Origin of the sequence: Peribacillus acanthi, assembly GCF_003073175.1 — a bacterium.
GTDB classification, from domain to species: domain Bacteria; phylum Bacillota; class Bacilli; order Bacillales; family DSM-1321; genus Bacillus_BN; species Bacillus_BN acanthi.
This window is the reverse complement of sequence record NZ_QBBX01000010.1, coordinates 88,680-100,428: the sequence shown is the minus strand read 5'-3', so window position 1 is coordinate 100,428 and position 11,749 is coordinate 88,680. Positions and strand designations below refer to the sequence as shown.

General features: G+C 35.1%; 13 protein-coding genes. 8 read left to right on the top strand and 5 right to left on the bottom strand.

Translation table 11 applies throughout. From position 1 onward, the window contains the following. Positions 1-77 precede the first annotated feature (77 nt). The 7 genes from DBX25_RS11960 to DBX25_RS11930 all read left to right on the top strand — a co-directional run bounded on the left by DBX25_RS11960 (position 78) and on the right by DBX25_RS11930 (position 6,285). Positions 78-458 (top strand): hypothetical protein, encoded by a 381-nt coding sequence (locus tag DBX25_RS11960; RefSeq protein WP_108671033.1) that lies wholly within the window; start codon positions 78-80, stop codon positions 456-458. Between the two features lie 140 nt (positions 459-598). Further along, positions 599-1,618 (top strand): STAS domain-containing protein, encoded by a 1,020-nt coding sequence (locus DBX25_RS11955; protein WP_108671032.1) that lies wholly within the window; start codon positions 599-601, stop codon positions 1,616-1,618. 156 nt (positions 1,619-1,774) lie between these two features. Continuing rightward, positions 1,775-2,233, top strand: a complete 459-nt coding sequence (locus tag DBX25_RS11950; RefSeq protein WP_108671031.1) for an SAM-dependent methyltransferase — start codon at positions 1,775-1,777, stop codon at positions 2,231-2,233. Between the two features lie 220 nt (positions 2,234-2,453). After that, the gene (locus tag DBX25_RS11945) at positions 2,454-3,623 is read left to right on the top strand and encodes a GerAB/ArcD/ProY family transporter (RefSeq protein WP_108671030.1); all 1,170 of its coding nucleotides are present in this window, start codon (positions 2,454-2,456) and stop codon (positions 3,621-3,623) included. Further along, entirely contained in the window at positions 3,604-5,121 is a 1,518-nt protein-coding gene (locus tag DBX25_RS11940) for a spore germination protein (protein WP_108671029.1), read from the top strand. The genes DBX25_RS11945 and DBX25_RS11940 overlap by 20 nt, the downstream gene beginning before the upstream one ends. Then, positions 5,118-5,930, top strand: coding sequence for a Ger(x)C family spore germination protein (locus tag DBX25_RS11935; protein WP_108671028.1), 813 nt, complete (start codon positions 5,118-5,120; stop codon positions 5,928-5,930). Before DBX25_RS11940 ends, DBX25_RS11935 begins: the two co-directional genes overlap by 4 nt. After that, positions 5,896-6,285, top strand: a complete 390-nt coding sequence (locus DBX25_RS11930) for a Ger(x)C family spore germination C-terminal domain-containing protein (RefSeq protein ID WP_108671027.1) — start codon at positions 5,896-5,898, stop codon at positions 6,283-6,285. Before DBX25_RS11935 ends, DBX25_RS11930 begins: the two co-directional genes overlap by 35 nt. Positions 6,286-6,326: 41 nt before the next feature. Here the strand turns inward: DBX25_RS11930 and DBX25_RS11925 are convergent, their stop codons facing one another. The 4 genes from DBX25_RS11925 to DBX25_RS11910 all read right to left on the bottom strand — a co-directional run bounded on the left by DBX25_RS11925 (position 6,327) and on the right by DBX25_RS11910 (position 10,228). Then, positions 6,327-7,004, bottom strand: coding sequence for an ABC transporter ATP-binding protein (locus tag DBX25_RS11925; protein ID WP_108671026.1), 678 nt, complete (start codon positions 7,002-7,004; stop codon positions 6,327-6,329). Next, a complete protein-coding gene (locus DBX25_RS11920; RefSeq protein ID WP_108671025.1) occupies positions 7,005-8,090 on the bottom strand; it encodes an ABC transporter permease in 1,086 nt (361 codons plus the stop codon). Between the two features lie 90 nt (positions 8,091-8,180). Then, the gene (locus DBX25_RS11915) at positions 8,181-9,557 is read right to left on the bottom strand and encodes a sensor histidine kinase (RefSeq protein WP_108671024.1); all 1,377 of its coding nucleotides are present in this window, start codon (positions 9,555-9,557) and stop codon (positions 8,181-8,183) included. Then, a complete protein-coding gene (locus DBX25_RS11910; RefSeq protein WP_108671023.1) occupies positions 9,554-10,228 on the bottom strand; it encodes a response regulator transcription factor in 675 nt (224 codons plus the stop codon). Before DBX25_RS11910 ends, DBX25_RS11915 begins: the two co-directional genes overlap by 4 nt. Before the next feature lie 192 nt (positions 10,229-10,420). Between DBX25_RS11910 and DBX25_RS11905 the strand changes: the two genes are divergently transcribed. Continuing rightward, on the top strand, positions 10,421-11,224 hold the full coding sequence (locus DBX25_RS11905; protein ID WP_108671022.1) for an EcsC family protein: 804 nt from the start codon (positions 10,421-10,423) through the stop codon (positions 11,222-11,224). Positions 11,225-11,559: 335 nt separating this feature from the next. On the opposite strand, the gene DBX25_RS21355 is transcribed toward DBX25_RS11905, so the two are convergent. Then, a partial coding sequence (locus tag DBX25_RS21355; RefSeq protein WP_240620277.1) for a superoxide dismutase family protein occupies positions 11,560-11,749 on the bottom strand: 190 nt, incomplete at its 5' end.

Sequence of the window (11,749 nt, the reverse complement as noted above, 5' to 3'; positions counted from 1 at the left end):
TTCAAATAATCATTTAAATTTATCTACTATTCAATGTATAATAATAGGTTTGAAAAATAACGGAAGAAGGTACGCTAATGAAAAATAATATTTTAGCAGTTTCAATTATAATTCTAAGTATTTCTCTAATCTACTGTGGTTTTCAATTTAAGTCATCTATTCAGGCAAAACCAAATGTAGAGGAAAAGGTTGAAACCGGATTGATGACGATGGAGGAAACGGCAGAATACTTAAGTATGCCGTTTGACGACTTTGAAACTCTTATCTATCAGCAGGATCAATACCGAAAAACCTTACAGTCATTCGATACATATAATTTTATTCCTTATATTGAGCTGAAAGGTAAAAAGTACTTTAATAAAAACCAAGTGAATGAGTGGATTAAGGAAGGGTCAATGTCTTGGAAGGTGTACGAGTATTTTTCTGAGACAATGAAGAAGGAAAGACTGTTTAAATAAAAGGATAGTGATTAATCCAGTGTGGGGGATTTATCCTTCACACTGTTTTTAAGTTTAGCTTAAACTAGCTTGTCAATTAGTTATTTGGTTATACTAATACAATAAATAAAATGATGGACAGAACTAAAGGGGACAATACTATGGATTTAAACATTAAACATAAAATTGCAGGAATCGATTTTGGGTGGGATGTAGAAAAAGGAAAGTTTACTTATGAAGGTGAGGATGCGGTTCTATTTTGGATTTCCTCAGCCATGAAAACGTTCTTTGATACAATTGAAGAGGTGTCTGGGGAAGAAGCAACAACTCTTGTATTGGAAACTACAGGATTCCGTCAAGGATTGTTAGTGGGTGAATATTTTCAAAATATAAAAGGAAAAAGCTTAGAAGAGATTTCATCATTAATTACGAATACTTATGCCACTGCTGGGTGGGGAGTAGCTTTTCTAAATGAAATCAATTTAGAGGAAAAAACTTTATTGGTAGTGTTAAAAGATGATTGGGAATATAAAATGAACATTGCCCAAGGGAAGAAAAAAGGTGGACCATTCCTTCCGGCCCATTATGCAGGAATCTTTTCCGGCTTACTTAAAACAAATATGTGGTATAAGGTTCGACAATATCAAATTGAAGGTCATGATTATAGTGTAATTGAATACTTCCAATCTGATATTACTGTCCAGCAAAATATTCATCAGCTTGCGAGAAGCAAAGAAGCTACGCAAATTCAACATCTCGAAGCACTAGTCGAGGATAAGACGAAAGAGTTAAAAGAATTAGTGAAAACTATTTCTTCGCCAATCATCCCCGTGCTAGAAGATATTGTTGTAGTCCCATTATTGGGAAAATATGATGAAGAACGGTCTGAGGAATTAATCGTTAAAACATTAAATAATTTGCCTAAATATAAAGTGAAATACCTTGTTTTAGACTTGACGGGTCTCGATAAGGATATGACAAACCACACAGCAAGCCTAATAGAAAAACTAGGTTCGGCAGCTAAGCTTATTGGAACAGATACGATTTTAGTTGGGATAACTTCATCTCTAGGTCAAATCATTTCACAAACGGACATTGATTTTTCCAAGTTCCAATGCTTCCAAACATTACAGCATGGCATCCACTATGCCTTAGCTCAAAATGGAAGAAAGATTATATAATTTATTTCCTTTAAAGCTATCGAGTGACACTCGATAGCTTTTTTCATTATACTAGCTAGCCGGATAGGCGTAAGATATACTGAAATTAGGGAAAATTTGGTGAATAAATGGCGAATTAAGTATGTCTAGGATATTATTAGTAAGGAGAGGGTAAGTATGTTTTCTATTAAACCGATTGGAACCGTAACAAATAATCGTAGTGAAGTAGAGGATGATTTTTGGGGTGAGGTAACGTCAGTGATTGAAATCTCACAAGATCTGGATGAAAGTAGTCTTGAAGAAATCGATGCATTCTCACATTTAGAAATTATTTATCTGTTTCACCTCGTTGATGACGAGAAAATCCAATATGGCTCGAGACACCCAAGAAACAACAAGGAATGGCCGAAGGTTGGAATTTTTGTACAACGAGGCAAAAATAGACCGAATAAAATTGGTGCAACCATTGTATCTCTCATAAAAAAAGAAGGAAAAAAACTTTATGTAAAAGGCTTAGATGCAATTGATGGGACACCAATACTTGATATTAAACCAGTGATGAAGGAATTTTTACCTCGAGAAGAGATTAAGCAACCCTCTTGGGTAGCAGAGCTTATGGAAGATTATTGGAAATAATAGATGTAAATACAATAAACTATGTGTAATAGTTAAAGAATATAAACTCGCCATTGGCGGGTTTTTTGCATTTTAAAAGAAAGCTTTCAGCATAGTAGTATGTCGTTGCAGTGGATAATTTTCGCAATCAAGTATTATTGCATCTAGGCCTTTTACAGCTAGGACTTGGCGCTAGTCTAGGTTTTTAAATTAAGGTACCTACTTAGCAAATGATCCTGTCATGCATAAGCAATCTATTTCAACAAATACTAATTTCCATATAATTCTGTTCGGGGTGGTTGAAATAAAGAACTCAGATTCAATTACTGTGTTGCAATTGATATTGTTATTAATGACCTCTGTAGGATTGCAAAATCATGTCATTGTTATTCCACCTATGATTAAGGCAGGGGGAAGAGACGCTTGGATGGGGACCATTTTAGTTCTAATCATAACCCTTATATGGTGTTTTCTCTTACTCTATATTCAAAAGAAAACTAAGCGCGAAAATCTGTTTGAATGGCTAAGTGGAAAAATTGGTAGGGTTACAACTTATATCATTCTTTTTTCAGTCATCTGTTATTTGACCATACTTGCGGGTGTTACTCTTAGAGAGACGATTACATGGATTGGGATTGCATTCCTGCCAGAAACGCCAGCTTTTTTGCTGATTTTTGTCCTCTGCCTACTAGCGTGGATTCTTGCTAGTACAGATTTTAGAACCATTAGTATCGTCAATTTTTTCTTATTAATAATGATTGTAATATTAGGTTTTTTTGTAGCATTTTCTAATATCAAATTTAAAAATTATACTTTATTGACACCAATTCTTGAGAATGGATATAAACCCGTTTTGAACAGTATGGTTTATCAAGCATCAGGAATGGTTGAGATATTATTATTTGTATTTCTTCAACATAAAACAGATAAACCTTTTAAATATAAACATTTAGCTATTATCGCTCTTATTTTAACTGGGCTAACGATGGGACCATTAATGGGCGCTATCGTGGAATTTGGACCTATTGAAGCTAGAAAACTTCGATTTCCTGCCTATGAACAATGGGGACTTGTTACAATTGGACACTTTATCGAACATGTTGATTTTTTATCAATCTATCAGTGGTTATCGGGTGCATTCATCAGGATATCGTTACTTTTGCTTGTGATTCGTGAATTGATTCCTTTAAAGAAAGTAGCAGAAAGATGGTGCATTGGAATTGTAATTTTAGTGATTGCAGGCTTTACCCTTTTGCCAATTAGTGATTTTCAATATAGCGACATATTGACAAAAAATATTCTACCTTGGACTTTTTGGTTTATTTTCGGTATATCCATTTTCCTTGGTGCAATCGTAGCAATATTTGCGAATAGGGAAAGGAGGACAAAAAATGTGGTTCCAGAAAAATAAGGCGAAGAATAATGAACAAGACTTACAAATAGAAAGAGATACCTCTGAACCTTCAGTGCCCGTCAATGAACAGAGTTTGGCTGAACTGTTTAAAAAATGTTCAGATGTTAAATTTGTAACTTTAAATTATAACGAGCATAAAGTCGTCCTTTTTTATTGTATTGGACTTGTTAGTACAGAAATTTTATATAGAAAAATTCCAGAGACACTGGAAGCATTTTTCGAAACGTTAGACGGAGAGCCGACAAAAGAGAATATTCTTAACGGAATTCATATTCCTTCTATTGATGAAGTTACGGATTCAAAACAAGTGATCAAGGATATTTTTGCTGGAAAGCTTTTTATTGATTTTGGTATTGAGGGAACTGTTTTTTCATTAGATATTTGTGATCGACCTCAACGGAATCCAGAGGAAACAAAAACAGAAATGAGTTTGATGGGGCCAAGGGATAATTTTATCGAGGATATTATTGTTAATATGGCTTTAATCAGAAAAAGGCTAAGAACTACAACATTAGTAAGTGAAGCCTTTGAAATTGGAGAGAGAACCCAAACGAAGGTCGCTTTATTATATATGGAAGATATAGCAAATGATGAGTTTCTAAAGCAGATTCGAGATAAGCTTAATTCCATTAAAATTGATGGTTTATTTAGTGGAACTCAGCTAGAAGAATTATTAAACGATCAATGGTTTACAATGTTTCCACGTTATTACTATACAGGTCGTCCTGATTTTGCTACTCAGTCCTTGTTAAACGGAAGGGTCATTATCTTAGTTGACGGCATTTCAATTGCCTATATTACACCTGTTAATATGTTTTACTTATTAAAAAGCTCAGAAGATAAGGAATACGCTTTCGCCTACAACTCATTTGAAAGGATTATAAGAATTGTAGGTATGTTAGTTGCCACCTTTCTTCCGGGGATTTGGATTGCATTAACCGCCTTCCATCAAAATCAGCTGCCTCTCACCTTCTTAGCTACCGTTGTCGAGTCGAGGCGGGGTGTACCATTATCAACAACAGCTGAAGTCATTTTAATGTTATTACTATTTGAACTCTTTAAAGAGGCGGGATTACGTCTTCCACTTGCAGTTGGTCAAACATTGAGTGTAATTGGTGGATTGATCATCGGTGACGCTGCAATAAGGGCAGGTTTAACAAGCCCTGCGACTTTGGTTGTCATTGCAGCTTCCTCGGTTGCAACTTTTACATTAATCAATCAATCATTAGTGGGTACTGTTTCACTCATTCGTTTTTTTGTGATTTTGTTTGTATCTGTATTTGGATTCTTTGGATTATTTATTTCATTGTTTTTTATACTTGTGTACATTGCAAAAATCAGGACATTTGGCGTTCCTTACATGGCACTTGCGACAAGAATCGATATGGCCCATATCTTAAACTCTATTTTAAGAATACCAGAGCAAAAGAGATTGAAAAGACCCAGTATGTTAAATCCAAAAGATGCAACCAGAAGAGAAGGTGGCAATGAATGAAGCATTATATAAAAAAAACAGTGCTTCTCATATTTGTTACTTTTTCTCTCTTGCTGATGTCAGGCTGTTGGGATTCGAACGAGCCAGAGGGAATGGTTTACGCACATGGGTTAGGAGTGGATTATAAAGATGGTGTATATACAGTTTATCTAGAGATTATAAATTTGGGTTTATTAGCAAAATCAGAGGTTGCAGGCGGTGCGGCTGAAACAAAGGTAGAGGTTGGCCATGCTTCAGGTGACACGATTGACGCAGCCGCATTCAATTTATATCATACTACTCAAATACAAGTATTTTGGGGGCATTTGGCTTATCTTGTATTAACAGATGAAGCTTTGAATCATGGTGCACTTGAACAATTGTTAGAATTAATGGATCGTTATCGTGAGACTAGGTATAGAATATGGCTGTATTCTTCTAGAGATTCGATTGATAAAGTTTTTACTACCATTCCGATGTACCAAAAATCAACTGGTGATTCTCTTTTAAGCAATCCGGAAGCTTCCTATAATCAAAGCTCAATTATACGATCTTTGGATTTAAGAGAGATACTATTGTCTATACACGAACCCCCTCACGAAGCAAAAATACCTAATGTTTCAATTTCGAAAGAAAGATATTCGACTGAAAAACAAAAACATGATGCATTAATGTTTAGTGGTGTTACAGTGGTCACTTCTAATAAGATTAAAGGCCACATTAAAGGAATCAATGCTATGGGATTGAAATGGATGAATAACGAACTTAAGCGAGACGAATTAACCGTAGAGGTCCCTGGATACTCACCAGTTAATTTTACTTGTTTCTAAAGTTAAAACTAAAATTGATCCAAAGGTAAAAGGGGAGAAGGTTACGTTTAAGTTAAGTATTGAGGGTAAAGCAATCATTGATCAATTGCAGCAGGATGTACCCATGAAAAAAATTGAGGAAGAAGCTAGTAAAAAAATTAAGGAACAAGTACTGAAAACCTACAAAGAAGGACTAAAGATTGATTCTGATGTTTATAGGCTATCTGAGGTTTTATATCGAAAAAAATTGGATACTTGGAAAAAGGTAGAACAAGATGGAAAAGTCCCATTAGACAAAGATTCTATTAGTGAAGTAAAAGTGAAAATTAAAGTGATGCATGGGGGTAAAAACAAGAAAGAACCAGTATTTAAATAAAAACCCTGACCGAAATAGTGGTCAGGGTTTTACCTTTAATTTTATTTTTCAATTAATCTTCCGTTTTCCATATATACAATTCGATCACATAAATCCAACACTCGTTTATCATGAGTAACCATAATCGCTGCTTTTTGATATAATTTTACTTCGTGAGCAAGCAATTGAACGACGTCTCTTCCACGTTCAGCATCTAGACTAGCGGTTGGTTCATCTGCAAGAATTAATTCAGGTTCATTCATCAAGGCCCGCGCAATAGCCACTCGTTGACGTTCTCCACCAGACAATTGCTCTGGATAGTAATTCATCCTGTGCTTCATACCAAGTCTCTCTAGCAATTCATCTGCTTTTTGCTCAGAATGTTTGGAGCGATTATTAGCTAATTCTGAAATTAGTAATAACTGATCTCGTACAGTTAAATAAGGGATTAGATTTGATGATTGAAAAATAAATCCAATGTTATTTAACCGTACTTCATTCATTTTATGAGGAGATAATCTACTAATTTCATAATCTCCAACAATGATGGTTCCACTTGTAGGAGATAATAATGCACCGGCGATCGATAGAAATGTACTTTTACCAGAACCAGAAGGACCAACTACTGCAACGAATTCACCTGCCTTAACACGTAAATTAATTCCATCTAGTACAGAAACTGAATGATCACCGTCTTCATACACCTTGGTGATATTATGCAAAATCAGCTTTGTATTCATTTAAGCAGCCCTCCCGATTGCTTCAATAGCATCCACCTTTACAACTCGATAAAGTGATAACAAAGATCCTATGATTGATACGGCTAAAAAGATAACTATACAACCGATTACCAATGTCGGACTTAAGGAGAAAGGGATATCATTTGGCAGGATCCATGCTACACAATAGGAAAGGGTAACACTTACTGTTAGACTAAGAATCGATGTCAATAATACTTGTGAGACTATAGAACGTGCTAAATAACTAGACTTAGCTCCAATTGCTTTAAGGACACCATATTGATTTATTTTTTGGATGGTCATTACATAAAAGAAAACGGCTAAAACAAAAGCTGCGATGACGAATAAAAATACGATCATCATCATTAAAGAGCCTTGTTCCTCTTTGAATCCAGGTATTCCTTTTAACACATCATCTTTATTAATAACCTCTATTCCTGAAATATCAGCGGCTATGGTATTTGATGTTTTTATATCTGAATTAATAATTAGAGCGTTAAATGAAGGTAATTTATTTGAATGCAATTCCTCCCAATCGTTCAAATTCATATGAATGACAGGTGAGTGACTATAGGTTTGTCCATTAGTAAAACCAATGATTTTAAATTCTTTACGGGATATTTGATCAGTTATATAATCCCCAATTACGAATCCTTCATTTTTTAAAGACACGTCAGCAACAACTTCATTTGATGTTTTGTTTGAAACCGATTTTCCTTCGACGATATTAGGTGCTAACATACTTGAAAAATCTATAGCAAAAAAGGTGGCGTCCCATTTTTGTTCAGAGCCCTTTTTAGAAATACTCGACATTTGCATCCCCAATGGGGTAGTAGAGCTATCAAGATTCTTTACACTTTGAAAAATTTCTTCAGATATGATGGATCGGTTTAATCGATTTTCAGAGTGCTCCTGAAGCACAAAAAATTCTGCATCGATGTTTTGAATAGCAGATGCATTGTCAGTGCTAAGTCCATTTGCCAGGCCCGAAACAAAAAGGACTAGCCAAGAAATTAGGACCATAATTGAGGCTATGAGAATATACCGCAGCTTGGCAAATTTTAATTCCCGAAAGGCAAGAAACATATCCGTTCAGCTCCATTTCAAAATAATGATGATTTACTATCTTCATTTTGAAGTATACGAATGAAACATGAACGGAATATGAACAACAGATTACAACTGAGGAAGTTGAATAATAAATGTGGAGCCCTTTCCTAAAGTGCTATTAACAGAAATTGTACCATGATGCATTTCAATGATTTTTTTGGAAATGGCAAGACCTAATCCCGTCCCTTCCTTTCTACTTCTTGATTTGTCAGCTTTATAGAAACGATTAAAGATGTATGGTAGGTCAGAGGATGCAATTCCTATTCCGGAATCCTTTATTTCGATATGGCATATTTCGTTATGTACGAATAATCGTATTCCAATCGTCCCAGCAGGGGCTGTGAATTTAATGCTATTTGTCAAAATATTTGTCCAAACTTGGTGTAGTAGTCTACGGTCTCCGTTGATGAAGGTTGAAGGGATATCCAAATCTATTGCAAGATCCTTTTCTCTCCAATTCCACTCGGTCAAGAACAATACTTGTTTAATTTGTTCGGCCACATCAAACGTCTGCATTTCAATACTATTCTGTTCCTTATCTAATGAAGCTAAAGTTAATAATTGTTTACTTAATAGGGACAATCTTTTACTTTCATCTTCTATGATAGACAAATATTCGTTCCTTTGTTGTTCTGAAAGATTACTTGATTGTAAGGTTTTTGAAAATCCTTGTATAGAAGAGAGGGGGGTCTGCAGTTCATGGGATACATTAGAAACGAACTCTTGGCGCATTGCTTCAAGATTCTCTAAGCTTTTTGTCATCTGTGAAAAGTGTGTTGCTAATTGACCCATTTCGTCTTTCCGATTCGTAGATAATTGAATATCATAATTTCCCTTTGAAATTTGTTTAGTTGCCTCAGTTAATTTGATTATCGGTTTCACAATATACCTAGTACTGATTGCCACAAAAATGATGCTTAAAACAACAGTTACTACAAGAAGAAGAGCAAAGAAGAAACGCAATTCACCGAATTGGACTTTCACATTTGGTCTAATAAAAAGAGCATGTGTATTTCCTTCCACGTTTATCGGGACACCAATTGAATTAATTAATGAATCTTCAAAAAATCCAGTATTGAAAGGTTTAGAAGGGTATTGTGAGATTCCGTGATAGATATTACCTTCTAGTACCTCCTCAATAATGTTTGATGATAACTCTTTTTTTCGGAACGGTTCACCGAAGAAAGATTCCATCTCTTTTCCATTTGTGAGATACATTTGATATCCTAATGCACCAATGTTTTGAAAATAGTCATTCATATTACCATCCACATTCGATTCATAATACTTTTGAACGTTCAATGCCATGTTGGTTACTTTGCGATCATTAAAGGACTTTAAGTAATATTGATAGTATCCATTCGATAAGATAAAGGCTATAACACTACTGATGATCATAAACAGGATGGTAGTTACCACGATACGTAAATAAAGAGTCTTCACTTTTTGACCTCCAGTTTGTATCCAACACCTCGAACAGTTTTTATGGAAAAATCATCGGTTTTATTTAAAAAGCGTTCTCTTAGTCGTTTAATATGTACATCTACTGTCCGATCATCACCTTCATAATCAGAACCCCAAATTAAGTTAATTAACTCTTCTCTTGAAAAAATGCGATTCGGAAAGCTACCCAATTGTGATAATAATTCAAATTCTTTCATTGGTAGCATGAGAAGATTCCCATTACATAGAACTTCATAGCTTTTTCGATCAATAACTGTTCCATTTAACTTTATCTTTTCCGAACTAACTATTTGATAACGTCTTAGTAGAGCTTTGATACGAAAAATTAGTTCCTTTGGCTCGAATGGTTTCGTTAAATAATCATCTGTACCAACTGAAAATCCTTTTTCTTTATCAACTAATTGATCTTTTGCAGTCAAAAGGATGACCGGAAAATCATAGTGTTTTCGAATTTCTTGACATAGTTGATACCCATCTTTATTTGGCATCATGACATCTACAATTGCTAAATGAATCTGTTTTTGCCCAAGAATGAAGGATGCCTGTTCTCCGTCAATCGCTTCAACAACCATATATCCTTCAAGTTGAAGATGATGTTTTACTAATTCCCGAATATTTGAATCATCATCTACGATTAATATCGAAACCATAGGTGAGTACACTCCTTCTTTTAATAATACTTCTATTACGATAAACGATTACGAGAAAAAAAAGAAGCAGGGTTGAATGGAGGATAGGAATTTTTAAGCTCCATCATTTAGTGGTAAGATTAATTTTGAAAGGCTATTTTCCTAAAGCATATTTCAAAATAGTCTTTAGATAACAAGAAGTAGGTGATAATTATGGAATCTAAGGAACAATTAATCAAAGAATTAGACATCATTAAAAAGTGGGAAGAAGATCAAGGTGATTTATGGTTTTGGGAAAAGCTTGGAAGGCTTCCATTTAAAATCCTAGATAAAATTACTCCACAATTTATCCATACTAAAATCGGTACATTGCTAGACGAATTAGGTGGATACATACAAAACGGTGGGAAGTACTTAATTAGTGAAAAGAATATTTTCAAAGAGTTAGAAAATGTACTAGGAAAACCTATTGAAAATATAGAAGAAATTAAGAATATCCCATTACAAACGATGGATCAGGTAAGTCAAAAGGTAATGGGGCAAAGAAAAAAAATGGCCACAATTCAAGGTGCTAGTACAGGCATTGGGGGGATATTTACCCTTGCTATTGACATTCCTGCGATTTTGGCACTTTCATTAAAGACGTTACAAGAAATCGCCATCATACATGGATACGATCCAAATGAAAAAAGCGAACGGGTATTCATTGTTAAATGCTTGCAATTCTCATCTGCTGACATTGTGGGAAAGCGAGCCATATTAAATGAGCTGTCATCACTTAATAAAGAACGTACTAAATCAGTGGAGATGATTTCTCAATTGCAGGGATGGCGTGAAGTCGTGTATACATATAGAGACAATTTTGGCTGGAAAAAGCTATTCCAAATGGTTCCTATTGCGGGATTAATTTTTGGTGCTTTTACAAATCGTAGCATGATTAATGATTTGGCAGAAGTAGGAATTATGCTATATCGGAAAAGAAGGATTTTAGAAAGAATGGAAGGGATGGAACATTGATAAGTAAAAGAGTGTCCCAAAAGGTATAAACTTTTTGGGCACCTCCTTCTTCTTGGGACTGCTTGTCAAAATGACGTTGATTTTATGTTCAGGCGCTTCGCTTTTCGTGGGGCTGACGCTGATCACCCTCGCCACCAATAGCGTATGCGGGGTCTCAGCTGTCCAGCCAATCGCCCTGGAGTCTTCGCGCCGACCAATCCAATTAGCTCAGGTTTCTACATTCATTTTTTCACAAAACTAATTTTCAACGCTTCCATTAAAAAAAGAGGCGAATCTCAAGATATTTTTCAACCTTTGAGTCAGCCTCTGCCTTTGTTAAATTATTTAAAAAATTTTTAGTTTACGATAGGAGCACAAGCAATTCGGTTACCTGCATTGCCCGTTGGATCTGTTTTGTAATCATCCGCCTTTTCGTGGATAATCAAAGCGCTTCCGTCCTCGTCTAATAGTGAATTGTTTTTCCTTTGGACTAATGTTACTTCTGAAGCGTGCATTTCAATATCGACTTTACCATCATCGGATACC

Excerpts from the sequence above, each read along its gene's own strand:
- DBX25_RS11920 (WP_108671025.1), bottom strand. The coding sequence starts at position 8,090 with ATGTTTCTTGCCTTTCGGGAATTAAAATTTGCCAAGCTGCGGTATATT.
- DBX25_RS11955 (WP_108671032.1), top strand. The coding sequence starts at position 599 with ATGGATTTAAACATTAAACATAAAATTGCAGGAATCGATTTTGGGTGG.
- DBX25_RS11950 (WP_108671031.1), top strand. The coding sequence starts at position 1,775 with ATGTTTTCTATTAAACCGATTGGAACCGTAACAAATAATCGTAGTGAA.
- DBX25_RS11925 (WP_108671026.1), bottom strand. The coding sequence starts at position 7,004 with ATGAATACAAAGCTGATTTTGCATAATATCACCAAGGTGTATGAAGAC.
- DBX25_RS11910 (WP_108671023.1), bottom strand. The coding sequence starts at position 10,228 with ATGGTTTCGATATTAATCGTAGATGATGATTCAAATATTCGGGAATTA.
- DBX25_RS11935 (WP_108671028.1), top strand. The coding sequence starts at position 5,118 with ATGAAGCATTATATAAAAAAAACAGTGCTTCTCATATTTGTTACTTTT.
- DBX25_RS11940 (WP_108671029.1), top strand. The coding sequence starts at position 3,604 with ATGTGGTTCCAGAAAAATAAGGCGAAGAATAATGAACAAGACTTACAA.
- DBX25_RS11905 (WP_108671022.1), top strand. The coding sequence starts at position 10,421 with ATGGAATCTAAGGAACAATTAATCAAAGAATTAGACATCATTAAAAAG.
- DBX25_RS11945 (WP_108671030.1), top strand. The coding sequence starts at position 2,454 with ATGCATAAGCAATCTATTTCAACAAATACTAATTTCCATATAATTCTG.
- DBX25_RS11960 (WP_108671033.1), top strand. The coding sequence starts at position 78 with ATGAAAAATAATATTTTAGCAGTTTCAATTATAATTCTAAGTATTTCT.